General features: G+C 67.9%; 25 protein-coding genes. 14 read left to right on the forward strand and 11 right to left on the reverse strand.

Features of this window, described 5'->3' with window-relative positions; translation table 11 throughout:
- The first annotated feature begins 16 nt into the window (after positions 1-16).
- Together CDO44_RS00260 and CDO44_RS00265 are read left to right on the forward strand one after the other, a co-directional pair.
- Positions 17-1,093 (forward strand): tripartite tricarboxylate transporter substrate binding protein, encoded by a 1,077-nt coding sequence (locus CDO44_RS00260; RefSeq protein WP_233145978.1) that lies wholly within the window; start codon positions 17-19, stop codon positions 1,091-1,093.
- A gap of 8 nt (positions 1,094-1,101) precedes the next feature.
- Complete coding sequence (locus tag CDO44_RS00265; RefSeq protein WP_087778137.1) at positions 1,102-1,860, forward strand: aspartate/glutamate racemase family protein; 759 nt, start codon at positions 1,102-1,104, stop codon at positions 1,858-1,860.
- A gap of 54 nt (positions 1,861-1,914) precedes the next feature.
- Here CDO44_RS00265 and CDO44_RS00270 read toward each other — a convergent pair whose 3' ends face one another.
- Positions 1,915-3,123, reverse strand: a complete 1,209-nt coding sequence (locus CDO44_RS00270) for an NAD(P)/FAD-dependent oxidoreductase (protein WP_198951253.1) — start codon at positions 3,121-3,123, stop codon at positions 1,915-1,917.
- A gap of 230 nt (positions 3,124-3,353) precedes the next feature.
- Between CDO44_RS00270 and CDO44_RS00275 the strand changes: the two genes are divergently transcribed.
- The 3 genes from CDO44_RS00275 to CDO44_RS00285 all read left to right on the forward strand — a co-directional run bounded on the left by CDO44_RS00275 (position 3,354) and on the right by CDO44_RS00285 (position 5,290).
- A complete protein-coding gene (locus tag CDO44_RS00275) occupies positions 3,354-3,785 on the forward strand; it encodes a carboxymuconolactone decarboxylase family protein (protein ID WP_087778139.1) in 432 nt (143 codons plus the stop codon).
- A 35-nt stretch (positions 3,786-3,820) separates the two neighbouring features.
- Positions 3,821-4,678 carry an RNA polymerase sigma factor SigJ gene (gene sigJ / locus CDO44_RS00280; RefSeq protein WP_087778140.1) on the forward strand — a complete coding sequence of 286 codons (858 nt, stop codon included), beginning with the start codon at positions 3,821-3,823 and terminating at the stop codon, positions 4,676-4,678.
- 129 nt (positions 4,679-4,807) lie between these two features.
- Positions 4,808-5,290: an LEA type 2 family protein gene (locus CDO44_RS00285; RefSeq protein WP_087778403.1), complete on the forward strand. Its 483-nt coding sequence runs from the start codon at positions 4,808-4,810 to the stop codon at positions 5,288-5,290.
- 13 nt (positions 5,291-5,303) lie between these two features.
- Here the strand turns inward: CDO44_RS00285 and CDO44_RS00290 are convergent, their stop codons facing one another.
- Positions 5,304-5,948: a TetR/AcrR family transcriptional regulator gene (locus CDO44_RS00290; protein WP_087778141.1), complete on the reverse strand. Its 645-nt coding sequence runs from the start codon at positions 5,946-5,948 to the stop codon at positions 5,304-5,306.
- A 100-nt stretch (positions 5,949-6,048) separates the two neighbouring features.
- Between CDO44_RS00290 and CDO44_RS00295 the strand changes: the two genes are divergently transcribed.
- Positions 6,049-6,465 carry a VOC family protein gene (locus tag CDO44_RS00295; RefSeq protein WP_087778404.1) on the forward strand — a complete coding sequence of 139 codons (417 nt, stop codon included), beginning with the start codon at positions 6,049-6,051 and terminating at the stop codon, positions 6,463-6,465.
- Between the two features lie 2 nt (positions 6,466-6,467).
- On the opposite strand, the gene CDO44_RS00300 is transcribed toward CDO44_RS00295, so the two are convergent.
- Entirely contained in the window at positions 6,468-9,020 is a 2,553-nt protein-coding gene (locus CDO44_RS00300) for a glucose/quinate/shikimate family membrane-bound PQQ-dependent dehydrogenase (RefSeq protein ID WP_087778142.1), read from the reverse strand.
- Positions 9,021-9,193: 173 nt separating this feature from the next.
- On the opposite strand from CDO44_RS00300, the gene CDO44_RS00305 reads away from it, so the two are divergent.
- Positions 9,194-10,234, forward strand: coding sequence for a DUF5924 family protein (locus CDO44_RS00305; protein WP_198951255.1), 1,041 nt, complete (start codon positions 9,194-9,196; stop codon positions 10,232-10,234).
- 5 nt (positions 10,235-10,239) lie between these two features.
- Here the strand turns inward: CDO44_RS00305 and CDO44_RS00310 are convergent, their stop codons facing one another.
- Together CDO44_RS00310 and CDO44_RS00315 are read right to left on the reverse strand one after the other, a co-directional pair.
- Positions 10,240-11,163, reverse strand: a complete 924-nt coding sequence (locus CDO44_RS00310; RefSeq protein ID WP_087778144.1) for a DUF808 domain-containing protein — start codon at positions 11,161-11,163, stop codon at positions 10,240-10,242.
- 76 nt (positions 11,164-11,239) lie between these two features.
- Entirely contained in the window at positions 11,240-12,268 is a 1,029-nt protein-coding gene (locus tag CDO44_RS00315) for a porin (RefSeq protein ID WP_087778145.1), read from the reverse strand.
- Between the two features lie 230 nt (positions 12,269-12,498).
- Here CDO44_RS00315 and CDO44_RS00320 point away from each other — a divergent pair, with 230 nt between their 5' ends.
- Together CDO44_RS00320 and CDO44_RS00325 are read left to right on the forward strand one after the other, a co-directional pair.
- Positions 12,499-13,002 (forward strand): hypothetical protein, encoded by a 504-nt coding sequence (locus CDO44_RS00320; RefSeq protein ID WP_087778146.1) that lies wholly within the window; start codon positions 12,499-12,501, stop codon positions 13,000-13,002.
- Entirely contained in the window at positions 12,995-14,308 is a 1,314-nt protein-coding gene (locus CDO44_RS00325) for a YfaP family protein (RefSeq protein WP_144389440.1), read from the forward strand. The genes CDO44_RS00320 and CDO44_RS00325 overlap by 8 nt, the downstream gene beginning before the upstream one ends.
- A 16-nt stretch (positions 14,309-14,324) precedes the next feature.
- On the opposite strand, the gene CDO44_RS00330 is transcribed toward CDO44_RS00325, so the two are convergent.
- Positions 14,325-15,284, reverse strand: a complete 960-nt coding sequence (locus CDO44_RS00330; protein WP_087778148.1) for a tripartite tricarboxylate transporter substrate binding protein — start codon at positions 15,282-15,284, stop codon at positions 14,325-14,327.
- A gap of 198 nt (positions 15,285-15,482) precedes the next feature.
- Here CDO44_RS00330 and CDO44_RS00335 point away from each other — a divergent pair, with 198 nt between their 5' ends.
- Genes CDO44_RS00335 through CDO44_RS00345 form a run of 3 tightly spaced genes read left to right on the forward strand, consistent with a single transcriptional unit; the run spans position 15,483 to position 18,037 of the window.
- Complete coding sequence (locus CDO44_RS00335) at positions 15,483-16,457, forward strand: diacylglycerol kinase family protein (RefSeq protein ID WP_087778149.1); 975 nt, start codon at positions 15,483-15,485, stop codon at positions 16,455-16,457.
- Positions 16,454-17,260, forward strand: coding sequence for a metallophosphoesterase (locus tag CDO44_RS00340; RefSeq protein ID WP_087778150.1), 807 nt, complete (start codon positions 16,454-16,456; stop codon positions 17,258-17,260). The genes CDO44_RS00335 and CDO44_RS00340 overlap by 4 nt, the downstream gene beginning before the upstream one ends.
- Before the next feature lie 15 nt (positions 17,261-17,275).
- Entirely contained in the window at positions 17,276-18,037 is a 762-nt protein-coding gene (locus CDO44_RS00345; protein ID WP_087778151.1) for a phosphatase PAP2 family protein, read from the forward strand.
- A 7-nt stretch (positions 18,038-18,044) separates the two neighbouring features.
- Here the strand turns inward: CDO44_RS00345 and CDO44_RS00350 are convergent, their stop codons facing one another.
- From CDO44_RS00350 to CDO44_RS00360, 3 genes are all read right to left on the reverse strand, one after another.
- The gene (locus CDO44_RS00350; protein ID WP_087778152.1) at positions 18,045-18,725 is read right to left on the reverse strand and encodes an isochorismatase family protein; all 681 of its coding nucleotides are present in this window, start codon (positions 18,723-18,725) and stop codon (positions 18,045-18,047) included.
- Between the two features lie 32 nt (positions 18,726-18,757).
- Positions 18,758-19,375, reverse strand: a complete 618-nt coding sequence (locus tag CDO44_RS00355; RefSeq protein ID WP_087778153.1) for a DUF937 domain-containing protein — start codon at positions 19,373-19,375, stop codon at positions 18,758-18,760.
- Between the two features lie 207 nt (positions 19,376-19,582).
- Positions 19,583-20,371, reverse strand: a complete 789-nt coding sequence (locus tag CDO44_RS00360; RefSeq protein ID WP_087778154.1) for an EcsC family protein — start codon at positions 20,369-20,371, stop codon at positions 19,583-19,585.
- Between the two features lie 173 nt (positions 20,372-20,544).
- Between CDO44_RS00360 and CDO44_RS00365 the strand changes: the two genes are divergently transcribed.
- Together CDO44_RS00365 and CDO44_RS00370 are read left to right on the forward strand one after the other, a co-directional pair.
- The gene (locus CDO44_RS00365) at positions 20,545-22,143 is read left to right on the forward strand and encodes an MDR family MFS transporter (protein WP_087778155.1); all 1,599 of its coding nucleotides are present in this window, start codon (positions 20,545-20,547) and stop codon (positions 22,141-22,143) included.
- Positions 22,140-22,586, forward strand: coding sequence for a MarR family winged helix-turn-helix transcriptional regulator (locus tag CDO44_RS00370; RefSeq protein WP_087778156.1), 447 nt, complete (start codon positions 22,140-22,142; stop codon positions 22,584-22,586). The genes CDO44_RS00365 and CDO44_RS00370 overlap by 4 nt, the downstream gene beginning before the upstream one ends.
- Before the next feature lie 38 nt (positions 22,587-22,624).
- Here the strand turns inward: CDO44_RS00370 and CDO44_RS00375 are convergent, their stop codons facing one another.
- Both CDO44_RS00375 and CDO44_RS00380 read right to left on the reverse strand, forming a co-directional pair.
- A complete protein-coding gene (locus CDO44_RS00375) occupies positions 22,625-23,050 on the reverse strand; it encodes a Fur family transcriptional regulator (RefSeq protein ID WP_158213172.1) in 426 nt (141 codons plus the stop codon).
- 1 nt (position 23,051) lies between these two features.
- Positions 23,052-23,648, reverse strand: a complete 597-nt coding sequence (locus CDO44_RS00380) for a PadR family transcriptional regulator (RefSeq protein WP_087778158.1) — start codon at positions 23,646-23,648, stop codon at positions 23,052-23,054.
- Between the last annotated feature and the right edge of the window lie 28 nt (positions 23,649-23,676).

The following is a 23,676-nucleotide window of genomic DNA, read 5'->3' on the forward strand; positions in this document are numbered from 1 at the left end:
AATAGAACAATTTATCTTGACTCGACGACAGGACCTGATCGAATATCCATATGCCGTCGTACACATTCTTCAGGTCCATGTCATGCGCCATCATATTACAGGGGAACCCTGCGCCCGCCCCCGCGCGTTGAACGTCCTGCGCCGTGCGTTGCTGGCCGCGGGCCTTGCGGCCGCCTCGGTCGCGGCCCAGGCGGAAACCTATCCCGACCGCCCCATCAAGCTCATCGTGCCGTTCAGCCCGGGCGGCACCACCGACGTCATCGGCCGCCTGGTGGCCAATGCGCTCGAACAGGAAATCGGACAGTCCGTCATCGTCGACAACAAGGGCGGCGCCGGCTCCATCCTCGGCACCGACCTCGGGGCGAAGGCGCAGCCCAACGGCTACACGCTGGTCATCACCAACGGCGCGGCCATCACCACGGGGCCGCTGCTGGGCCAGAAGATTCCGTACGATCCCTACCGGGACTTCGCCCATATCATGCTGCTGGGCACCTTTCCCAACGGGCTGATCGTGCGCACCGGCCATCCGGCCAAGGACTTCAAGGAATTCGTCGAGCTGGCCCGCAAGGCGGGCGGCAAGTACAACTACGGCTCGGCCGGCGTCGGCTCGGCGGGTTTCCTGACCGGTGAGATGCTCAAGCAGAAAGGACGCCTGGACATGACCCACGTCCCGTACAAGGGAACGGGTCCCGCCATGAACGACCTGCTGGGCGGCCAGCTCGACGCGATCTTCAACAATATGTCGGTGGCCGCCACCCAGGCGCGGGCCGGGAACGTCCGCATCCTGGCCGTCAGCGGCCCCCGGCGCGTGCCGGCTTTCCCCGACGTCCCGACCATGGACGAGACCATACCGGGAATGGTGGGCGAAGCCTGGTTCGGCGTCTCGGCGCCAGCGGGCACGCCCGCCCCGGTGGTGGACAAGCTGCAGGCCTCGCTCGGCAAGGTCATGGCAAGCGCCGACTTCCGCGCCAAGCTGGCCGAGCAGGGCCTCACGCCCATCGGCGCGCCGCAGGCGGAGTTCGTGAAGTTCCTGCAGGATGAAGAGCGCAAGTGGGCGCCCGTCATCAAGGCCGCCAACATCAAACTGGACTGATTCCGGCAATGCCCGTCGAATACGCGCCCAAGGGACTCATCGGCCTGCTCACGCCGCAGGCCAACACCACGGTCGAACCCGAGTACTTCATCCTGCTGCCTGCGGGCTACGCCCACATCAACGGCAGGCTGATGAGCGACAAGTCCACCATCGAGGCCCGCCTGGTCGACTATGTCGACCGGCTGGATCACGCCTGCGACCAGTTCGCCAACGCCCCCGTCAGGGCGGTGGCCGTCGGCTGCACCGGCGCTTCCTATCTGGTGGGCCGCGAGCGCGAGGAAGAGGTATTGGCGCGCATCGAGCGGGAACGGGGCGTGCCCGCCTTCACGGCCGCCACCGCGGTCGTTGCGGCATTGAACCAGCTGGGTGCACGACGCGTCGCGCTGGCCTCGCCCTATCCCGCCGGCCTGACCGCCGCAAGCAAGGGCTATTGGGAATCGCAGGGTTTCACGGTGTCGCGCATCGCCTCGGCCGCGATGGACGAGACCCAGTTCCACCCCATCTATTCGATGAAAGCCGGCACGGCGGGCGCGCTGCTGGACGAGCTCGCCTCGGACGACACCGACGCCATCCTGATGCTGGGCACCGGCATGCCCACGCTGGAACCGCTGCTTGCCGCCAACGCGCAGTCGCGCGTGCCGGTGCTCTCGTGCATGCTGTGCCTGGCGTGGATGGGAGTCTCGGCCGTCGACGGCAAGCCCGCTCCGCTGCAGCCCTGGCTGAACGGCGCCCATTGGCGCGAGCGGCTGGCCAGGCAACAGGCCTAGGCCTGTTCACGCGGCAACCCTCGCACAGCGATCGGGCCGCGCGCCGCCGGCCGGCTACTCGATGGCGGCGGCCTCGCGCAGGCTCAGTATCATCGACGTCTCGAGCAGGTAGTCGCGCGCAAGTTGCGGATCGCCGGCCTTGCGCAGCAATTCATCCAGCGTGGAGCGCCGCTGCGCCGCGCCTCGTTCCTGCATGCGCGCACGATTGCGGCCGGATTGCTGCAGCACGTGCTTGATGGCGATAGGCCGCCGCTGCCGCTCGTACTGGCCCAGGAGCGCATCGCTTTCGCCGGCATAGATCCGCCGCAGCTTGTCCGTCAGGTTGAAGGCGTCGTGGATGCCGCCGTTCATGCCCATGCCGCCGCTCGGGCTGTTGATGTGCGCGGCATCGCCCGCCAGCACGATGCGGCCGTTCACATAGTTGTTCACGACCCGCTGGTGGATGCGGTAGGGGCGCACCTCCATCACCTCGTAGGCCTGGTCGCGCGGCAGGATGTGCTGGAGTTTCTTCTGGATGGAGGCCGGCTCGAGCGCATCCTCCACCGTCTCGCCTTCCCAGGGATAGAGGCTCACCCGCCACAGTCCCGGCAGCCGCAGCAGGCTGAACGTGCCCGTCGAGGCCCAGCAGTAATTGATGTAGGACAGCGTGGGAATGTGCTCGTGGAACGGGAACCGCGTGGTGGCCAGCACGGTGGTCTCGGGAAAGGTCAACCCTTCGAAGCTCAGATCCAGCGCGGCGCGCACGGTGCTGCGCGCGCCGTCGGCCGCGATCAGGTAACGGCCGGACAGTTCCCGCCGCTCCCCGCCTGCCGATTCCACGGTAACCCGGACCGACCGCTCGTCCTGGGCGACCGTCACGCAGCGATGGCCCATCAGCACTTGCAGGCCGGGCAGCCGCGACCGGATGTGCGCCAACAGCAGCTCGGACAACTTCCACTGCTCCGTCTGCAAGCGATAGGGATGAGGCGTGTCGTCCTTCAGGACGGCAAGGTCGAACTCGGCATACTCGCCGGTCTCATGCATGCGGACCTGCCAGGTGGGCGCCACCAGGCCGGCCTTGATCAAGTCCGGCGTGATGCCGTACTCGTCCAGCATCTCCAGCGTGGGAGGATGGAAAGTGGACGCCTTCAGCGCCCGGGAAACGGTCTGCTCGGCTTCCACCACCACGGCGGGAATGCCGTAGTGTCCCAGCCGCATCGCCGCTGCAAGCCCCACCGGACCGCCACCTACGATAATGACCTGCTCAGGGGTCCCGTTGTTCACGCGCTACCTCGTTCCATTTGTCGTTTTCCTGCCGGGGCCCGCCTCAGGCCGGCGCGGTCTCCGAGGCATTTCACAATTATTCTATTGACCTGTCAATAGGACATTTCGCCCTTCCGAGGCGAAGCGCGCCCCCTCGGCGGTTCTCCGCGGCCGCCCCGTTCGGCAACTGGCGTCACAATCGTGCCGGGTCAATCGTCAAAGAAGTGGAAACCACTTTTTTGGAGATCGCCATGAGCAATACTTCCCCGGTCAACGCCGCCGCCCTGGTTCCCCCGGTTTATAAAGCCTTCGGCGCCGCGCAGGCCGAAATCCTCGAACAAGGCCTGGAGCCCGCGCTGCATCACCTCGTTTTCCTGCGCGCCTCGCAAATCAATCAATGCGCATTTTGCGTGAAAATGCATACCCGCGAGGCGCGCGAGGACGGCGAGACCGACGAACGGCTGGACCGCCTGGTCGTCTGGGAGCACGTGGACGACTTCACAGAAAAGGAAAAGGCCGCGCTGGCATGGACCGAAGCCTTGACCGTGCTGGATCGCAAGACCGACTACGGCCGGCTTCGCGCGCGCCTGCGCGAACACTTCTCCGACAAGGAAATCGGCGTCCTGACCATGACCATCGCGATGATCAACGTCTGGAACCGGCTGCAAGTATCGCAACATTAGGGAATGCGCAAAGCGCAGAGGGGCGGGTGCCAACCATGGATACGGATTTCTTCGAGACTCGACGGCGATTCCTGTTCGGGCTGGCTTATCGCATGCTGGGCACCCGCGCGGATGCCGAGGACGCAGTGCAGGAAACCTTCATCAAATGGTGCCATGCGGACCCTGCCTCGATCGAGAACCCGGGAGCGTGGTTGACCAGTACCTGCACCAATCTCTGCGTGGACATGCTCCGCTCGGCCCACAGGACGCGGGTGGACTACGTGGGTTCGTGGCTCCCCGAACCCATACACACCGTGCTGGACGACACGCCGGAATCCCGGCTGGAACTGGCGTCCTCGCTGACGACAGCCTTCCTGCTGATGCTGGAGCGCCTCACTCCCAAGGAACGTGCCGCCTATCTGCTGTACGAGATCTTCGACATGCCCTATGCGGACATCGCGGCGACGCTGGGCATGCAGGAAAGCGCCTGCCGCAAGCTGGTGTCCCGGGCGCGCGAGGCGGTCGAGGCCGGCAAGGTGCGACACGTTGCGCCCGCCGAACGCCAACGGCAGTTGCTGGACGCGTTCCGGGACGCCATCAACGGCCGGGGCACCGGGTCCCTGGCGGCCATGCTGTCCGACGACATCCGCTTCTCATCCGACGGCGGCGGCAAGGCCATCACCATACGCCAGGACCTGATGGGCAAGGCTTCCGTGCTCCGGTTCGTCGAGCGGGGGCTGGTACGTTTCTGGCGCGACCTCGAATGGATCGAGGCGGACATCAACGGCGCCAAGGGCGTGCTCCTGCGCGAGGACGGCCGGATCGTCTCGGCGATGACCTTCGCCTACGCCGAGGACGGCTCGGTGTCGAACATCTACCTGATGCGCAATCCGGACAAGCTCGCGCGCCTGTAGCGTAGGGATGCCGGGCGCCTGGACCATGGATCGCCGCTCACGAACCGTCCATGCGGCAAGAGGTAACAAGTTTTGCGGGATGCGCGCCGGATTCCTAAGATGACCGTTTCGGTTTTCACAGGCACCGACATGCACACGATCCTCCCGCGTTTCTCGCCGCTACGCCGCGCCGGGCTGGCAGCCCTGCTGGCCGTGGCCATGGCCGGCTGCGCCAGCCTGTCCGGACGCGACCCCCTCAACGTGCAGGTAGCCGGCGTCGAGCCGCTGGAAGGCCAGGGGCTGGAGATGCGGCTGGCGGTCAAGCTGCGGGTGCAGAACCCCAACGACTCCGCCGTGGACTACGACGGCGCGTCGCTTGAACTGGAGTTGAACGGCAACCGCTTCGCCACCGGCGTGAGCGGCGAGCGCGGCAGCATCCCCCGTTTTGGCGAAACCGTGCTGACCGTGCCGGTATCGGTATCGGCGCTGAGCGCCATCCGGCAAGCGCTGGGGCTGGCCGACACGGCGCGGCTGGACAATATTCCCTATGTAGTCCGGGGCAAGCTGTCGGGCGGCGTGTTCGGCACCACGCGGTTCGCGGACAAGGGGACGCTCAGCCTGCCGGGATATTGAAGGGACTGGCCGCCTACAGCCCTTTCTCCACCATCTCCAGCAAGCGCTGGCCCACCACATCCATCTGCGCCGTTGAAAAATTCCGCAGGGGTCCGTCGATCACCAGCATGGCCAGGCCATGCACCGACGACCATGCCAGGTACTCGGCGGCGAAGCGCCGCTCGGGGGTGAGCAGGCCGGCGGCGGCCATGCGGTCGAGCGCGGCGCTCAGCAATTGGAAGGGATTGAGTCCGCGCTTGCCGGCCTTGGCCGCGTCGGGCACGTCCAGCGGACTGTCGGACGGCGCAAAGGCGGTGCGGAACAGGCCGGGCTCGGTACGGGCAAACTGCAGGTACCCCGCGCCTACCGCGCGCAGGCTGGCGCGCGCATAATCAGCCTGGGAAATGCCGCCGTCGATCTTGTCCAGCTCCGCTTCCATGGCCGTGGCCAGGGCCGACAACGCCGCGGCCCGCACGGCCATCAGCAAGTCTTCGCGGCTGGCGAAGTGCCGGTAGGCGGCATTCGGCACGACGCCGGCGCGGCGCGTCGCTTCGCGCAGCACCACCGCGGCCGGGCCGCCCTGCCTGGCCAGTTCGATACCGGCTTCCAGGAGGGCCCGGCGCAGATCGCCGTGGCGATAAGTGCTCCGGGGCGTGGACATGGTGGCGAGGCGTGTCATGTGGGCTCCATGTGGACACTGTACATTATCTCTGATAAGTTATGTGTACAGCGTCCACAAAAACCCGCGCACCTTTCCGCAGTCCACCAAGGAGTCGACCATGCAAGTCCAGCCCTACCTGTTCTTCGAAGGCCGCGCGGAAGAGGCCGCCGAGTTCTACGGCAAGGCGCTCGGCGCCAAGGTTGTCATGATGATGCGCTTCAAGGACAGCCCCGAGCCGTCCAATGAAGAGTGCGCCCCGCCCGCGGGCTCGGAAGACAAGATCATGCACATGTCGCTGCAGATCGGCGACACCATGGTCATGGGCTCGGACGGCATGTGCAAGGGGCCGGCCGAGTTCAAGGGCATCGCCCTGTCGATCAACGCGGCCGACGACGCCGACGCGGAGCGCAAATTCGCCGCGCTGAGCGACGGCGGCAAGGTACTCGCGCCCATGGTCCCCACCTTTTTCTCGTCCCGCTTCGGCATGGTGGCCGACCGCTTCGGCGTCACCTGGATGGTCCTGGTCGCGCCCTGACCTCAGCTTCCCTGTCCGGGCAGCGCATACGCGATGACGTAGTCGCCCGCCTTCGTGCCGAGCGAACCGTGGCCGCCCGCCACCACGAGCACGTACTGCCGCCCGTCCGCGCCGGCGTAGGTCATGGGCGTGGCCTGGCCGCCCGCCGGCAGCCGGCTCTTCCACAATTGCCTGCCGTTGCGGACGTCATAGGCGCGCACATAGTAGTCCAGTGTGCCCGACAGGAAAGCCACGCCACCGGCCGTCATGACAGGCCCGCCAAGGTTGGGCACGCCCATCCGGAAGGGCAGAGGCAGGGGCGAACTGTCGCGCACCGTGCCGTTCTTGTGTTTCCAGACGACCTGGCCGGTGCGCAGGTCGGCGCCGGCCACGTAGCCCCAGGGAGGCGCCTGGCACGGCAGTCCGAGCAGCGAGGTAAAGGCGCTCAACTTGACCGCGAAAGGGGCGCCGAAGTTTTCGTTGAGCGAAGGCAGGCTGTCGTTGGGGCGCTCCCCGCCCTGCACGTAGAGCGTCGTGTCGTCCTTGCGCGGCACCAGTTGCGAGACGAACGCCAGATAGGTGGGCGTGGTGAACGCGACCTGGCGCTGCGGGTCGACGGCGATGCCGCCCCAGTTGAATACGCCGAAGTTGCCGGGGTAGATCAGCGATCCCTGGGTGGAGGGCGGCGTGTACCGGCCTTCGTAGCGCAGCCGGTGGAACATGATGCGGCAGGCCAGCTGGTCGAACATGGTGGCGCCCCACATGTCGGCCCCGGTCAGCGGCGGCGGATCGTAAGACAGCGCCGAGACTGGCTGGGTGGCCGCGGTGCGGTCGCCGCGCGCCGCGCCCTGCGGAGCCGGCTTCTCCGACACGGGCAGCACCGGGCGGCCCGTGCGGCGATCCAGCACGTAGACCTCGCCCTGCTTGGTGGGCTGCACCAGGACAGGGACGGTCGCACCGCCCATGGTCAGGTCGACCAAGCTGGGCTGCGCGGGGACGTCGTAGTCCCAGAGGTCGTGGTGGACGGTCTGGAACGACCATCGCACCTTGCCCGTGGCCAGATCGAGCGCCACCACCGAGGACGAATATCGTTCCGCGCCTTCGCTGCGATTCCCGCCCCATTGGTCCGGCGGCTGGTTGCCCAGCGGAACGTAGATCATGCCGAGCGACTCGTCCACGCTCGATATCGACCAGCTGTTGGGCGAATTGGCCGTATAGGTCCGGCCCTCCGCGATGGGAGCGGTGTCCTCGGGGTTGCCCGAGTCCCAGTTCCATACCAGGCGGCCGGTGCGGATGTCGAAGGCGCGGATGACGCCCGAGGCTTCGTTCACCGACACGTTGTCGAGCACCGTGCCCCCGACGATGATCAGGCCCCGGGCCACGACGACCGGCGAGGTCGAGTAATAGGACCCTGGCTTGACGTTGGGCATGTTGCGCCAGAGATTGATCTGGCCGGTGCCGCCGCCGAAATCGGCGCACACGCCGCCGTCTTCGGGATTGAGCGCGATGATGCGCCCGTCCGCCGTAGGCATGAACAGTTTGGTCGGGCACTCCGGCGAGGTCTTGCCGTCCTTGGCCGCCACCGGCTGGCCCGGGCCGGCAAAAGGCGCGGACGATGGGCCGGCGCCCAGGGGGCCGTCGCCTCCGGCGGCCGGAGCGGCGCCGCCACCTTCCATGCCCGTGGCAACGCCGGCGCTCGCGGCGGAACCGGCAGCCAGGCCGTCGCCCGGGTAATAGGACAGCCCCCTGCACGTGAGGTGCTGCAGGGCCAGCCTGTCCTGCACGTGCGGGTCGTAGCGCCACAACTCCTTGCCCGAAGTCGCATCCAGCGCGATGACGGATTGGTGCGGCGTGCACAGGAACAGCCGGTTGCCGATCTTGAGCGGCGTCACCTGGAAGGTGGTCTCTTCCGGGTCGCCTTCACGTCCGCGCACGTCGCCGGTCCGGTAGACCCAAGCCTGCTCCAGGCGATCGACGTTTTCCGGCGTGATCTGCGTCAGTGCCGAATAGCGCTGCCCATATCCGGTGCCGCCATAGGCGGTCCATTCTTCCTTGGCCACGGCGCCGCCGGATACGGGTGCCGGCGCCTCATCGGCGAAGGCGCCTTCTATCTTGTGGAGATCGACGAACCAAGACGCCACGCCCGCCGCCAGGAACAACCCCAGCGCGGCGGCCAGCGCAACACGCCCTTGACGCACCGGCGCCGAAGGCGACAGCAGCGCGCCGGCATCCGGGTTCGGCGGATCGAGGCGGCGCCGTATCCAGGGCGTCAGCAGGAACAGGCCCAGGACGAAGAGCACGTCCCCGCGCGCGGCCAGCGGCCACCAGTCGAGCCCGGCTTCCCACAAGGCCCAGGCCAGCGTTCCCAGGACCAGCGCGGCGTAGATCCATAGCGACGAGACGCGGCCTCGCGCCAGTTGCACGCCGCATGCGAGCATGGCGAGCCCGGCGATGAGGTAGTACCAGGAACCGCGAAGCGCGATCAGCCATGCGCCGCCCGCCGCCAGGGCAATGCCCAGCACGGCGATGACGATGCCGGTGGCGATCAAGAGTCCGTGTCGGGCGGGACGATGCATGGGGATCTCCTTGGCGCTGGCTGGGCGGAAAGTTGCGCTCAACAAGTTCCGTGCCTGCTCTCCCGCAGATCCGCGCCCCGCGCCGGTGCTAACATTCATGCACCGGCCAGCGAGAGGAAACGCCCGGACTGGAGCGATGCCTCCCCCTTTCTTGCATGCCTGGCCGGCGCATCGTGCCTACCTGGAAAACCCTTCTGCTTCGCCTCTTCGCGCTGGCCCAACGCTATCCGGGCACCATCGCGGCCTTCGGTTTCGTGTCCGGCGTAGTCAGCTTCTTTACCGTCGAGCGCCACGAGGCTTTCGCCCGCGGCATCGCGGTGATCATGCTGATCAGCTGGGCCTGGCTGATGGTCGAGCAAACCCTGCGCCAGCGCATCGCGCAGCGCTTCGGCTGGACCATCCCGACGCCGGTGCTGCGCTATGCCACGCAGATGATCCACCAGGAAGGACTGTTCTTCGTCCTGCCTTTCCTCTATACCGCGACCACCTGGAACAGCGGCCAGGCGCTGTTCACCGGCCTGCTCGGCGCGGCGGCGCTGGTCGCTCTGGTCGATCCGCTCTATTTCAAATGGCTGGCGGCCCGCCGCTGGGTCTTCCTCACCTATCACACCTTCACCCTGTTCGCCGTATTGTTGACGGCGCTGCCGCTGATCCTGCGCGTGCCCACGGGCAACAGCTACAAGCTGGCGCTGGGCGTGGCGGTCGTGCTGTCCTTTCCCACGCTTTCGAACCTGATCTCGGTCGAGGCGCGCTGGCGCAAGTGGGCCGTGGTCGGCTTGATGCTGGCGCTGGGCGCGGTGGGATGGCTCGCTCGCCTGTGGGTGCCGCCCGCCACGCTCTGGCTGACGGAGGTCGCCATCGCCACCGAGCTGGACAGCCGCAACATGGAGGCGGGGAAAAGCCTGCGTACGGTACGGCCCGCGCAGATGCGCGCCAACGGCATCTATGCCTACACGGCGATCAACGCGCCGCTCGGGCTCAAGGAACACATCTATCACGTATGGATGCACGACGGCCGCGAAGTGGACCGCATCGCGCTCGACATCCAGGGCGGCCGCAAGGAAGGCTACCGCGCATGGACCCACAAGCAGAACTTCCCGCCCGACCCACGCGGTCGCTGGCAGGTCAAGGTGGTGACGGACGCCGGGCAGATGATAGGCACGCTGCGCTTCCGGGTGGAGGGCGGCGATGAGCCGCCGGCGACCACTCCCTAGCCCGGCTATTTGCGCAGCAGCTTGCGCGCAAGCTCGACGACGAGCACGATCACGGCCCCGGCCACCACGCCGAACGCGATATTGAGCAGCAGCGGCAAGACCGCTGCCGCAATGCCCCCCACGGCCGGCAGGTCGGCCGCCAAGTGCGCCAGGTGCTCGATACCCTCGTGCACGGGCCCGAGCCCATGGGTCAGGATGGAACCGCCCACGGCGAACATCGCCACCGTGCCGATGACGGACAGGCTTCGCATCAGGAATGGCGCGGCGCCGACGATGCCGCGGCCCACCATCCGCGCCAGCCTCGAGCGGCTGGCGCCCAGATAGGTACCGGCATCGTCCAGCTTCACGATGCCCGCGACGAGGCCATAGACGCCGACCGTCATCAACAGGGCGATGCCCGCCAGCACCGCCACCTGCATGCCGAAGCGGGCGTCGGCCACCGTGCCCAGCGTGATCGCGACGATTTCGGCGGACAGGATGAAATCGGTCCGCACGGCACCCTTGATCTTGTCGCGCTCGAAGGCCACCATGTCCACGTTCGGGTCCTCCAGCGCCTTGCGCCGTTCGCCATGGTGAGTCTCCTTGTCGTGCCCCGGCAGGAACTTCGCCGCCAGCTTCTCGGCCCCTTCGAAACACAGGAATGCGCCGCCCACCATCAGCAGCGGCGTGATGGCCCAGGGCGCAAATGCGCTGATGATCAGCGCCGCCGGCACGAGAATCGCCTTGTTGCGCAGCGATCCCTTGGCCACGGCCCATACCACCGGCAATTCGCGGTTGACGGACACGCCGGTCACCTGCTGCGCATTCAGGGCCAGGTCGTCGCCGAGCACGCCCGCCGTCTTCTTGGCGGCAACCTTGGTCATCAACGAGACGTCGTCCAGCACGGAGGCGATGTCGTCGAGCAACGCGAAGAAGCTGCTTCCAGCCATGAGAACTCCTTGTCGTTGAAGCCATGGTAGGGGCGCGGCATCGGGGCGTCTGTAACGCCTCGCGACAACGCCGTCCTCAGAAACTGTGATTCACGCCCAGTCCGGCATTGGTCCGGCTGCCCTCGTTGGCCGGACGGCCATGCCCCAGTCCGACGTAGACCTGTGTGCGCTTGGACAGCGCATACGATACGCCGGCGCTGACGTAATTCGTCGCGCCGCTGCGGCCGTAGCCCTGGAAATCGCGGCCGATGCCGAGCTTGAGCGTCGCGGCGCCGATGCGGTGGGTCGCTGCCAGCATGGCGCTGGTGCGGCGCCCGCGGGGCTCGCCCAGGAAAGCCTGGCTGGCGGCGGTCAGGCTGGTCAGGTTGGCCGACGCCATGATCCGGGTGTTTCCCGCGCCGTATGCAAGGCCGACGAAATAGGTCTTGTCGTTCACGCTGTTGCGCTCGGCGGAGAGGAGGAAAGTCGTACCGCCACGATCGTAGTTGAGGCCGGCCGCCAGGCCTCGCCTGTTTTCGATCGTGCCGTTGGCATCGGGCACCTTGCTGCCCTCGCCGTTGGCCGAGAGGTGAACCGACCAGCCGGCGACGGCCGGGGAATCGTAGAACACCCCGTTGTTGGCACGGTTGTAGTCCCCGACCGGCCCATTGCGATAGGGATCGGTCCGATACGATGGGTGGTAGATCTGCCAGGCAATGGATGCGACGCGGTCGAAGTTGTGCCAGGGGTCGAATTGCCAATCGAGGGCCCACATCGGTGTCATCGCGCGCCCCAGCCGCAACTGGCCGAAGGGGCCCTTCACGCCTACCGTGGACTCGCCGTAGAACAAGGGTTCGCCGCCGCTGGCTTCGAGGCGGCCGGTGTCGATCTCGAAACGCGACTGGAGATGGAAGACCGCGGCGTAGCCGTTGCCCAGGTCCTCCGAACCCTTGATCCCCCAGTAGCTGCGCTGGATGTTGCCGATGGAGGCCGCCCCGCGCGCCAGCTTGTAGATGCCGGCGTCGATAACGCCATAGAGCGACAGGGACGTCTGGGCGCATGCCGCGGTTGCCGGTCCGAGCCATGCCCCCAATACGGCCACCCAGGTGCGATGCGATTTCTTCATGTTCTGGCATGCCTGGAAACGAAAAACCCGACGCAAGTTTGGCGCGATTGCCGCATCTTGGCAAAACGGCAGTCCGGCTCCGGTTGCCTACGCACGATCCCCAACGACAAAACCATCCCAACGGCGCGCCGGCCGGATTCGTTCCCGGGCCTAATGAAGCCTCGCCCGCGAGCCGCTCCGGCCGGGGTGCCTCCGCCATCCGGTGGGGGGTGCTTTTCAGGATCGCCACGATGCGCCGCCACCTGGGGACACTGATCCTCGCCACCCTCCTGCTCGCCGCCTGCGGCGGCGAAGATCAAGCCTCGCCCGAGGCCCGGTCCGTCGAAGATCTCGAACGCCAGGGCCAGCTCCCCGTCCTGGACCGCTCCGACGATCTCGGCGGGCCCGATGCCGACGGCAACGGCGTGCGCGACGACATCGACGCCTGGATCGCGCGGCACGGCGGGGATCCGGCCCGGCAAGCGGCGCTCGCGCAGCTTGCCCGGTCATTCCGTGCCGCCGTGCTGGCTGGCGGCGATCCCGCGGCGGCGCAGGAAGCGGCGCACCGCAACACGCGGGCGGTCGCCTGCGTCATGGCGCGCAGCGGCTCCGGCACGGAAGGCACGCGCGCGGTTGCCGAGATGCGCAAGATGTCGGCCAATACCAAGGCCCGGGTCGTCGCTTATCTCGCGTACTCGGCGGCGCTCGACGGCACGGTGATGTCTCTGCCCGCGGGAAACGGATGCGATGACTAGCGTGCCGTCCCGTTGGGCGCGGGCGGCGCTGCTGGCCGCGGCGAGCGCGCTGGCGCCGGGCGCGTCGGCCTCCGGACTTTGCCCTGCCCATACTCACACGCTTGCCTTCTTCAACGGGGTCTGGAATACCCCCGATGCGGCCGCGAGCGGCGCGCAGGCCTTGCTCGCCGCCCTGGACGAGGCGCTGCGGACGCGGCCCGGCCACGCCGGACTCTCGATTGGCGCCGAGGTGTTCTACAACGCCAGCGGGCTGCAGCGCGGCGCCCGCGACGGCATCGAGGACCTGGTCGAGGTCTTCGAGCAGCGCGCCGCCGAGCTGGACGAAACGCTGCGGCGCCGATGGGAGCTCTTCTGGGAAATCATCGACGGCCGCCAGGTGTGGTGGCGCAAGATAGCCGCGGTATTGCCGCGCGCCTATGAAGTGGCGTCCGCCCTGACCGAGGCCCGCAACGCGCGGCTGATCGCGCGCACCGCCTCGCTCGCTGCCCATCCGCCCACGGAAGCCGACTACGCCGCCCACCTGCTGCGCTTGCGGGCCTTGCTGGCGCTGGGCCGCAGCGTCCTGCTGGTGGGACACTCGCAAGGCAATTTCTTCCTCAACACGGCCTATCGCGCGGCGCCCGCGCCCTCGGCCACCGCGGCGGTGCACATTGCTCCCGCCTCGTCGCGCACCAGCGGACCGCACCTCCTGTCGGGCAACGACATGGTCATCGCCGCGCTGCGCGGCGCGGTGCCGGGCGAGCCGCCACCACCCAATCTCTGGATCCCGCCGTCCACGGAGGACGTAACCGGGCACATGCTGGCCGAGACCTATCTCGATGCGGATCGCAACGGCCGCACCGCCACCGGCGCCCTGATGGCCGACGGACTCCTTGGGCTGCGCTCGCCCGAGCCGCGCGCCAGCCCAGGGTACTTCACGGCCACCCTGGCCTGGGACGGCGAAGGCGACATCGACCTGCACGTCGTGGAACCCGGCGGAGCCCACGTCCACTACGGTGCGCGTATCGGCGCCAGCGGCAGCCTCGACCTGGACAACACCACGGGCTACGGCCCGGAACACTATCATGCGAGCTGCGATCCTGCCCGCCTGCAGGCCGGCATCTACAGCGTGGGCATCAACAACTACGCGGCGCCGGCAGGCAGGAAGGCAACGATACAGATCGCCACGGCGGACAAGGGCGTGATACGTACCGTGCAGGTGGACGCGGGCCCGCCGCGCGGCGAAGCAGGCGACGCCTCGCCATTGGCCGTCCTGCGCGTGGCGGTTGCCAGGGTGGCCGGGGCATGGACGGCGACCGTCCATTGAGGCGCGGCGCCACGGATCACTCGGCGCGGATGCCGCGCTCCTTGATCAGCCGGCCGAACCGGGCGTAGTCCTTCTCGAACCCCTCCGCGGCCGACCGTGGATCGTCGCCCACCGGCACGAAACCCATGGCGCGAAGCTGCTTCTCGACCTCGGGATCGCGCAGGACGCGCGCAAACTCGGCACGGACCCTGCCCACGATTGCCGGCGGCGTGCCCTTGGCGGCGAACAGCAGCTGGAAGCCCTCGACTTCGGTCCCGGGATAACGGCTCGCCATGGGCGTGGCCGAGGGAAACAGGAAGAACGGCTCGGCCGCCGTCACGCCCAGCACGCGCACGACACCGGTCTCGACCTGGGGCTGCACATTGGTTGGCGTATCGATGCTGCAATCGAGCTGGCCGGACACCAGGCTGGGGACGGCCTGCGAGAAACTGCGGTAAGGCGCGTGAACGATCTCGACCGACGCCGCCTGTTTGATCAGCTCCAGCGCCAGGTGGGGCGGCGAACCGACGCCATAGCTCGAACAGGTCAGCTTGCCGGGATGCGCGGCCGCATAGGCCACGAAGGCCTCGAACGACTCCACCGGCAAGGACTTCCTGACCACGAGCGCATAAGGCGTGCGCGCGATCCGCGTCACCGGCACGAGGTCGGCCTCGACGTCGAAGGGCAGTCTGGACAGCCATGGGCTGATCGCCAGCGCCGAGGTCTGCATCAGCAAGGTATGGCCGTCGGGTGGAGCCGCCACCACGGCCTGGGTGCCGATGTTGCCGGTCGCTCCGGTGCGGTTGTCGACGACAACCGGCTGGCCCAGCTTCGCCTGGATGCGTTCGGCCAGCAGGCGCGCGACCCGGTCGATGGACCCCCCGGCCACGAAAGGCACGACCAGCCGTACGGGCCGCTCGGGATAATCGCCCGCGGCCAGGCTGGGCGGCGTGAGGAGAATGGCCGCCATCAGGCCGTGCCACATCGCTCGGATCATGTGCCGTCTCCCTTGTTGTCATGCGTCGTGATGCGCGCGATCACGCTACTGTAGGAGGCGGCGGGCCACCCCGCCATAGGCGTGGAACAATGCGGCCATTGCCCATACGTGATGACGCCGCCGCGGCGCGTGCATTCTTGTTACCAGCCCGGCGGCGGCCGCATTGAGCGGGGGCCGCCGTTCGGTTAAGGTGCGACCATGGCGAATCTCCTTCCCTCCAGCCCGCCCCGGCCTGCCGGCACGGAGCCCTTTTTCGTCGTCCTGAACGCCGGATCCGGACGCGACGGCGCGGCCGACAAGCAGGCCGCCATCGACCGGGCATGGGGACGAGCCGGGCGCCGCTACGAGATACGCGCCGTGCACGACCCGGCCGAACTCGCCACGGCGGCCCGGTGGGCGGTCGAGCAGGCCCGCGAGCACGGCGGCATCGTGGTCGCCGCGGGCGGCGACGGTACGCTCAACGCGGTCACGCAGGTCGTGCTCGGCACGGGACTGCCCTTTGCCATCCTGCCCCAGGGCACGTTCAACTACTTCGGCCGTACCTACGGCATTCCCGCCGATACCGAACGCGCCGCCGCCGCGCTGCTGGACGCCCGCATCCAGCCGGTGCAGGTCGGCATGCTCAACGGGCGGGCCTTCCTGGTCAACGCCAGCCTGGGCCTCTATCCGCAGTTGCTGGAGGACCGCGAGGCCTACAAGCAGCGCTACGGCCGGAGCCGCACCGTGGCGCTGGTCTCGGGCCTGATCACCCTGCTGCGCCGGCCGCGCCAGCTGCATCTGGAACTGGTGCGCGACGGACAGACCCATCACCTGCGCACCCCCACCCTGGTCGTGGGCAACAATGCCCTGCAGCTGGAACAACTGGGCATCGAGGATGCGGGCATCCTCGAGCAAGGCGGGCTGGTCGCCATGAGCCCCAAGCCCGTCGGCACGCTGGCGCTCTACTGGATGATCCTGCTGGGCGCCCTCAGCCGCCTGGGCGAAGCCGACAACGTGGTCAGCTTCGGCTTCCAGCGGCTCGTCGTCCAGCCGCCGCGCGGCCACAGGAACCGCTACAAGGTCGCGATGGATGGCGAAGTCTCCCGCATGCAAGCGCCGCTGGCCTTCAGCGTCAGCGAGCACAGGCTGCCGCTGCTGGTGCCGCGCCACATCGATCCGGCCGACCGGGCATGACCGCAATCCTGCATATCAGCGACACGCACTTCGGTACCGAGCGGCAAGCGGTCGTGGACGCGCTGGTCGACCTTGCGCAGGCCTGCCGGCCCGAGGTGGTGCTGCTGGGCGGCGACATCACGCAACGTGCGCGCCGAGCGCAATTCGCCCGTGCCCGCCGTTTCGTCGACAGACTGGGCGCGCCGGTACTCGCCGTTCCCGGCAACCACGACATTCCCCTGTTCAATGTGATCGCGCGGCTGTTCGATCCTTATGGCCACTACCGGCGGGCCTTCGGCAAGGACCGGGAACCGGTCCACGAGTCCGGCTCGGTGCTGGCCATAGGCGTGGATTCCACGCGCTTCTACCGGCACAAGCAGGGCACGGTGTCCAGGCACCAGGTGGAACGCGTGGCAAACCTGCTGGCGCAGGCGCGGCCCGAGCAGCTCAGGATCGTCCTGATGCATCATCCGCTCGTGGCCATGGAGGAAAGGGACGAGGAGAACCTCGCCCGGGGACGCGACTACGCCATCCGCGCATGGTCCCGGGCGGGGGCGGACCTGGTACTGGGCGGGCATATCCACCTGCCCTATGTCGCCGCCCTGTCCCATGGCGGGGAAGCGCGCAACGCCTGGGCCGTGCAGGCAGGTACCGCCGTATCCACCCGCCAGCGCAGCGGTTTGCCGAATTCGGTGAACCTGCTTCATTGGCGGCCCGAGGCGGATCGGCATCCTTCCTGCGTGATGGAACGGTGGGATTTCCTTTCCCGGCATGGCCGCTTCGAGCGTACGTCGGAAGAACGACTGGCGCTCGCGCGGCATTGATGGTTTGATCACGCGATGACGGCATTGGAATTGATCGCGGGCAGATATGCGGGCGTGGCTTTCCTCGCATGGCTCGCTTGCGCCTGCGCCCTCGGCTTGTGGGTGGGCTATCTGCTCGATGCCAGGCGCGCGGCGGCAGGCCGCCGCGCGCGCGCCATGACGGCGCTGGCCGCGCTGGGCATCGCCGTATTCGGCATCATCGCGGCCAACGTGGTAACCGAGTCGCGCCTCGTAGCCTTCGACAACGTGCTGGCCGAGACCCTGGCCGAACGCGCTTCGTCCGCGTGGCTGCGCGCCCTGGCCATACTCACCGTGGCGGGCGACCGCGACTTCCTGCTGGGCCTCGGGGCCGTCGTGCTGGCCGCCCTGCTGTGGCGCCGGCGCTGGATCGATGCGGAGCTATGGCTGGCCGGCACGCTGGGAGCGGCCGGGCTCAACGTATTGCTCAAGAGCACGTTCCAGCGGGTCCGTCCCGAACACCTGCATGGTTTCGCACAGGAACTGGGATGGAGTTTTCCCAGCGGCCACGCCACCGGCGCAATGGCCGTCTACGGCATGCTGGCCTATTTGCTGGCGGGCATGGCGCCGGTCGCATGGCGCAAGGCCATCGCGGTGCTCGCCGCAGCCCTGATCGCGAGCGTCGGCTACAGCCGCGTGATGCTGCAAGTGCATTTCCTGAGCGACGTGATCGCCGCTTTCGCGGTGACCGGAGCGTGGATCATGGCGTGCGTCGGCGTGCGCGAAAAGGCGTTCCCGCAGCGCCGGGACCCAGGCTAGGCGCCCTTCACCTCAACAGGCCCTCGATTTCCCCCGCCTGCCGGACATCCCCGAAGTTCTGCACGAAGGTTTCCAGCGAAGCCCGGTGCTCCTCGTCGGACAAGGCCGCCAGGCAGTCCTCCACCATGATGGGGAAGAAGTCCAGCATCATCGCGTCGCGGCCGGTGGATTCGCAGCAGATGTTGGTCTTGGTCCCGGCGATCAGCAGATGAGTGATGCCCGCGCTGCGCAGCACGCGCTCCAGCCCCGATGAGCCGTGGGCAAGGGCGCTGTAGCGGTTCTTGCCGAGGTGCACGTCGCCCTCGGCCGCCTCCATCTCTTGCCACAGTGCCTCCGAGGCCGGGCGCGGGGCGTTGGCCGCGATGGTGCGGGCACGGACGTCGGCCGCGACGAAATAGTCGTAGAACGCGGACCAGTCGGATCCCCGCCCGACCTGCTGGTTCGCGTGCGTGACCCACACCACCAGGCCGCCTTGGCGCCGCACGGTGCGGGCCAGGGCGTTGATGTTGCCGACGATGGAGCGGGACTCGGGCACCTCCGCGGGGCTGCCCGGGGCGACGAAGGTGGGTTGCATGTCGATGACGACAAGAGCGGTATGCTTTGCCTCGAGCCGGTCATGCAAGTGATAGCGGCCGCGCCGGGCTATGACGCGGTCGACGATGTGCTGGCGTATCGGTAGTTCGTGCATGCCTCTTCCTCGGATGCTCGCGGCTGCGCGGGCTAGCGCCGCCCGCCGAGCAGGGTGCCGCCAATCTTGATCAGGTCCTCCAGGCCCACCTGCCCGTCGCCGTTCTGGTCGAGCAGGGATCCCAGCAACCCACCGCCCAGCCCTCCCTGCTCGCGCGCGGCATCGCGCTCCTGGCCCAGGGTATTGCGCAGGCTGTCGGCGTTCATCCCGCCGGCCTGCACGCGCTGCGCCAGGAAGGCCATCACGATGGGCGCGAGCATCTTCAGCAGATTGGCGGCATTGCCGCCGCCGATGCCGGTGGCTTCGCCCAGGCCGGTCTCGGCACGCTGCTGGTTGGCGCCGAAGATGTGGCCGAGGATGGCGTCGGAATCGGTTTGCGCGCCCGGGTTGCCGCCGCCCAGCAGCGATCCCAGCATGCCCTCCAGGCCATTGCCTCCGGCGTGATCCCGCTGCAGGGCGCCGAACAGCGCTTGCGCTCCCTGCGGCTGGGCCGCATTGTTGCCCATCGCCCCCAGCAGCAAGGGCAGCGCGGCGCCGACGGCTTGCCGGGTCTGGGCCGCGTCGGTGCCCAGTTGCTGGGCGAGCTGCTGCAAAGGCTCGCCTTGCAACCGGGACATCAGTTCGTCTGACAGGGAAGTGGAGGCATTCATGGCAGTTCTCGCTGAAGTGGCCGGCGCCCTGCCGGCATAGCGGCAATCGTAAGGGTGCCGCGCATGAGCCGCTGCGGCGTTAACAGACTGATACGATTCCCTGCCAAGACGGCGTTCCTGCCCGCTGTCCCGGGGGAAACTGCCGGCGAAATGAAACAAATCGGCATGGGCCGGCCGGACGGGCCGCCGCGTCCCGGTCAATCTTCGCTAGCGCCCCGGCAGCGCCTGGTAGGCATCCCGCACGGCTTGCGTGCCATGCGCCCGCTCCAGCCGGCGCACCGTGAAGTGGCCCCGGCCCATGTCCTGGAAATGATCGATGAACAGGGCGTTGATCGCGCCGCCGCCAATGGCGCCGATTACAGGCACGGCCTGGGCCAGCGCCTTTTCGGACACGGCGATGGAAAAACGCGAGGCGATCTCGGAAATCAGCTTCACCAGCACCGGCGCGCCTCCCTTGACCGTCCCGTGCTGCGCGAGGTACTGGCTGGCCGAGGCGATGGCTTGCGCCAGCGCGGCGCGCGAGGCGAAATAGCCGGCATCGGTCGCGTCGTCAGCCCGGGAAGAACCGCCCAGCGCCAGCACGTGCAGGCACTCGAGCCGCGCCTCGGGGCGCTTCAGGTCTTCGCCCTGGCTGCGGGCAATGTCGGCAATGGAGCGCAGCATGATCGTGGTCGAGATCGGCAACTCCACCGCCAGGCCCGCCATGCCGAACGCGCCGCCCGCGGCGCCCGAGGCGCCGGCGGCCAGCTTGTGCCACCAGTCGGACGCCGCCGCCGGCTTGGCCGGATCCATGGTCAGCACCGCCACGTCCAGCGCCTTGCTGATGGAGCGGCGGGTGACCTCGTCGATCATGGACGAAACCCTGTCGGGTAATGCGGCAAGCGTGCGCTCGATCGGCTTGCCCGCGAGTCCGGCGATGCGGGCGGCGATGCCGGGATGCTCGAGAAGGTGCTTGGCGCGGGCCAGGTCTTGCAGGTCGGAATCGGATAGCGGCATGGGTGGTCCCCGGAATGCGGAGGGCCGGCGGCACGGCGCGGCAGCCGCCCGCCGGAACGAACTTGGGCCCATGTTAAACAAAAACGGATGCGCGTCCGCAGCGGGGATCCCGGCCCTTCCCGCGGGCAGGCACTACAATCATTGATCGATCAATAATTCCGCGCCCTCGCCCCATGTCCACGCTTCCCCAGCATTCCGAAGGCCAGGTCCTGCCCTTCCGGCAGTCGCTGATGGCCGTCCTCGGCATGTGCTTCGTGATGATGATGGTGGCCATCGACCAGACCGTGGTGGGCACGGCGCTGCCCACCATCGTGGCCGAGCTGCAGGGGTTCGATCTCTACGCATGGGTGGCGACGGCCTATCTGCTGCCTTCGGTCATCACCGTGCCCATCTTCGGCCGGCTGGGCGACTACTACGGCCGCAAGCCGTTCGTGATCGCCGCCATCCTCGTCTTCACGCTGGCCTCGGTGTTGTGCGGCGCGGCCACGAGCATGCTGTGGCTGGTCGTGGCGCGGGCGCTGCAAGGCATAGGCGGCGGCATGCTGGTGGGCTGCGCATTCGCCTGCATTCCCGACCTGTTCCCCGAGCCTCGCGTCCGGCTTCGCTGGCAGATCATCGTGAGCTCCGCCTTCGGCATCGCCAACGCCATCGGCCCTTCGCTGGGCGGCGTCATGACCGAACAGTACGGCTGGCGTTCGGTGTTCTACGTCAACCTGCCGGTCGGGCTGCTGGGAATCCTGTTCGTCGCGCGCTTTCTGCCGCGCATCCGCCACCACACTGCCGGCAAGATACAGCTCGACTGGCCGGGCGCGCTGCTGATCGCGTTGGCGCTGGGCTGCCTGCAGATGGTGGTGGAACTGCTGCCCAAGGGCACCGCCTCGACCACGGTCCTGCTCCTCGGCGCCGGCAGCGTGGCCGCCTTCGCCGGGCTGTACTTCTGGGAGCAACGCTGTCCCCAGCCGCTGCTGCCCATCGACATGTTCCGCAACCCGGCGCTGGCGGTGCTGTTCGTGCTGGCGACACTGGTGGGCTTCATCATCTTCGCGCTGATGTTCTACGCGCCGCTGCTGCTCCAGGGCGGCTTCGGCCTGTCGCCCCAGGAGGCGGGCCTGCTCATCACGCCCATGGCAGCCTGCATTACCGTGGGCAGCATCCTGAACGGCCGCATCATCAGCCACATCGACAAGCCCAACCGCATGCTGTATGCGGGCTTTGCCACGCTGGCGGTGGCCTGCCTGGGCGTCGTCACCACCCACCACGACACGCCGCACCTCTTGTTCGCGTTCTACATGTTCCTGGCTGGCATAGGCATAGGCTTCACCATGCCCAACCTGACCATCTTCGCCCAGCACACCGCCGACCGCACCCACCTGGGCATCGCCACCGCCACGCTGCAATCCACGCGCATGGTGGGCGGCATGCTGGGCACGGCCATCGTCGGCACCATCGTCTCGCACAGCTATCTGTGGCGCGTGACCGAGGTGCTGCAATCGGAGAATGCGATGCAATGGCTGCCGCAACTCCATAATCCCCAGGTCCTGGTGGATCCCCAGGCGCAGCGCACGCTCGCCGAACAGTTCGCCCAGCATGGCGGCCATGCGACCGAACTGCTCGAGCACGTCCGCGAGGCCCTGGTCTCGGGCATCCACAACGGCCAGATCCTCGCGGTGCTCGTCGCCTTGGCCGGGCTGTGGCTGGTGCGCCGCGTGCCGGCCATCCAGATCGTCCGGCCCGAACGGGGCAAGCGGGCAAGCTCCGAGGACACCCCGTGAACCGCGAACAGCGGGGCCTGCAGGTCATCCAGCGCCTGGGGCAGACCTACCGCGCCATGCAGGCCGGCTTCAGCGGCCGCGTCGGGCATGCCCTGCCGCGCTGGCGCATCCTGCTGACGCTGTCCGAGAACGGCACCTGCTCGCAGAAGCTCCTGGCCGAGCGCTGCCGGCTCGATCCGGCTTCGCTGACGCGCCTGCTCCACGCCCTGGAACAACTCGGTTGGATCGCGCGGCAAGTAGATGCCCAGGACAACCGCCTGACCAACGTCAGCCTCACGCGTGCGGGGCAAGAGGTGGTGGACGAGGCCATGCCGCGGCGGGCGGCGTTCTTCGACGAGGCCTTGCGGGGCTTGTCGGAAAAGGAACTGGATGCGCTGCTGCACGCGCTGGAAATCCTCGAGACGAACTTCAAGCGCGCAGCCGTGGAGCGTGCCGGCGAGTAGGCCCGGCGAGCACCGGATACGGCCGGAGTAGGCTGTGCCTAGTTCCGGTCGATACGTTCCCCGTACAGTTCCAGCCTGACATCGCGCAGCCGGTAGCCGAGCGCCCGCGCGGCCGCCTCGTGCATGCGCAAGAGGCCGGCCTCGGGCAGCTCGATGATCTCGCCCGTATGGACGTCGATCAGGTGCGCGTGCCGTTCCCGCTGCGCCAGTTCCCATACCGCGCGGCCCTGCGTGAACACGTGGCGGCGGACCATGCCGCGATCCAGGAATTCCTTGAGGATCCGGTAGACCGACGACAGGCTGAGCGCCGGATCCGCCTTGCGGGCGCGCATCAGCAGGTCTTCCGCCGTGGGGTGGTCGGACGCTTCCTTCAACGCATCGAGCACGGCCTGGCGGCCCTTGGTGACGCGCATGCCGGCCAGGGAAGGCAGCGCCGGCGGTGCAACGGTACCTGCAATGGGCATGTCAGCCTCCGCTGATCTCCTTGGCGGCCTTTTCGAGCACGTCCAGCACACGCTGGGTTTCGGCATCGGACCAGCCGCGTGAATGGAAGGCGACCGCCGCGCGCAGCGTATGCATCGCCTGGTGCACGGACGGCGGCATGGCGCGTCCTGAGAGCGACTGCGCGGTGACGTTCATCCGGTTCAGCACGGCATCCACCGTGGCCCGGTTCTGCCCCAGGAACTCGCGGCCTTCCTCGGTGACCTCGAACGATCGCTTGGCGCCTTCGGTGCTGGCGGCGCGGATGTGGCCTTGCTCTTCCAGCAGCGTCAACGTGGGATAGACCGACCCCGGACTGGGGGCGTAGACGCCGCCGAAGCGCTGCTCCAGTTCCTTGATGAGCTCGTAGCCCGAACTGGGCTGCTCGGCAATCAGGGCCAGCAACACCAGGCGCAAGTCCCCGGGACCGAAGATGCGGCGGCTGCCGCGGCCAAAACCCCAGCCGCCGTCGCCAAAGCCGCCCCGGCCGTGCCCTTCCCCGAAGGGACCGTGGCCACGGTGGCCGCCCCGGCCTGCCATCCAAGCGGGCCATGCGGCCCAGATTCTGTGAGGGTGGAACATGAGACACTCCTTAGATACAGTTCAACGA

It is taken from the genome of Pigmentiphaga sp. NML080357, from assembly GCF_002188465.1.
Classification (GTDB): Bacteria; Pseudomonadota; Gammaproteobacteria; order Burkholderiales; family Burkholderiaceae_B; genus Pigmentiphaga.

What these genes read in the sequence shown, in the direction of transcription:
- sigJ (WP_087778140.1), top strand. Translation starts at nt 3,821, where the DNA reads ATGGATACGGATTTCTTCGAGACTCGACGGCGATTCCTGTTCGGGCTG.
- CDO44_RS00355 (WP_087778153.1), bottom strand. Translation starts at nt 19,375, where the DNA reads ATGAATGCCTCCACTTCCCTGTCAGACGAACTGATGTCCCGGTTGCAA.
- CDO44_RS00360 (WP_087778154.1), bottom strand. Translation starts at nt 20,371, where the DNA reads ATGCCGCTATCCGATTCCGACCTGCAAGACCTGGCCCGCGCCAAGCAC.
- CDO44_RS00275 (WP_087778139.1), top strand. Translation starts at nt 3,354, where the DNA reads ATGAGCAATACTTCCCCGGTCAACGCCGCCGCCCTGGTTCCCCCGGTT.
- CDO44_RS00320 (WP_087778146.1), top strand. Translation starts at nt 12,499, where the DNA reads ATGCGCCGCCACCTGGGGACACTGATCCTCGCCACCCTCCTGCTCGCC.
- CDO44_RS00295 (WP_087778404.1), top strand. Translation starts at nt 6,049, where the DNA reads ATGCAAGTCCAGCCCTACCTGTTCTTCGAAGGCCGCGCGGAAGAGGCC.
- CDO44_RS00325 (WP_144389440.1), top strand. Translation starts at nt 12,995, where the DNA reads ATGACTAGCGTGCCGTCCCGTTGGGCGCGGGCGGCGCTGCTGGCCGCG.
- CDO44_RS00300 (WP_087778142.1), bottom strand. Translation starts at nt 9,020, where the DNA reads ATGCATCGTCCCGCCCGACACGGACTCTTGATCGCCACCGGCATCGTC.
- CDO44_RS00375 (WP_158213172.1), bottom strand. Translation starts at nt 23,050, where the DNA reads ATGCCCATTGCAGGTACCGTTGCACCGCCGGCGCTGCCTTCCCTGGCC.
- CDO44_RS00365 (WP_087778155.1), top strand. Translation starts at nt 20,545, where the DNA reads ATGTCCACGCTTCCCCAGCATTCCGAAGGCCAGGTCCTGCCCTTCCGG.
- CDO44_RS00265 (WP_087778137.1), top strand. Translation starts at nt 1,102, where the DNA reads ATGCCCGTCGAATACGCGCCCAAGGGACTCATCGGCCTGCTCACGCCG.
- CDO44_RS00340 (WP_087778150.1), top strand. Translation starts at nt 16,454, where the DNA reads ATGACCGCAATCCTGCATATCAGCGACACGCACTTCGGTACCGAGCGG.
- CDO44_RS00315 (WP_087778145.1), bottom strand. Translation starts at nt 12,268, where the DNA reads ATGAAGAAATCGCATCGCACCTGGGTGGCCGTATTGGGGGCATGGCTC.
- CDO44_RS00285 (WP_087778403.1), top strand. Translation starts at nt 4,808, where the DNA reads ATGCACACGATCCTCCCGCGTTTCTCGCCGCTACGCCGCGCCGGGCTG.
- CDO44_RS00310 (WP_087778144.1), bottom strand. Translation starts at nt 11,163, where the DNA reads ATGGCTGGAAGCAGCTTCTTCGCGTTGCTCGACGACATCGCCTCCGTG.
- CDO44_RS00330 (WP_087778148.1), bottom strand. Translation starts at nt 15,284, where the DNA reads ATGATCCGAGCGATGTGGCACGGCCTGATGGCGGCCATTCTCCTCACG.
- CDO44_RS00345 (WP_087778151.1), top strand. Translation starts at nt 17,276, where the DNA reads ATGACGGCATTGGAATTGATCGCGGGCAGATATGCGGGCGTGGCTTTC.
- CDO44_RS00350 (WP_087778152.1), bottom strand. Translation starts at nt 18,725, where the DNA reads ATGCACGAACTACCGATACGCCAGCACATCGTCGACCGCGTCATAGCC.
- CDO44_RS00335 (WP_087778149.1), top strand. Translation starts at nt 15,483, where the DNA reads ATGGCGAATCTCCTTCCCTCCAGCCCGCCCCGGCCTGCCGGCACGGAG.
- CDO44_RS00380 (WP_087778158.1), bottom strand. Translation starts at nt 23,648, where the DNA reads ATGTTCCACCCTCACAGAATCTGGGCCGCATGGCCCGCTTGGATGGCA.
- CDO44_RS00290 (WP_087778141.1), bottom strand. Translation starts at nt 5,948, where the DNA reads ATGACACGCCTCGCCACCATGTCCACGCCCCGGAGCACTTATCGCCAC.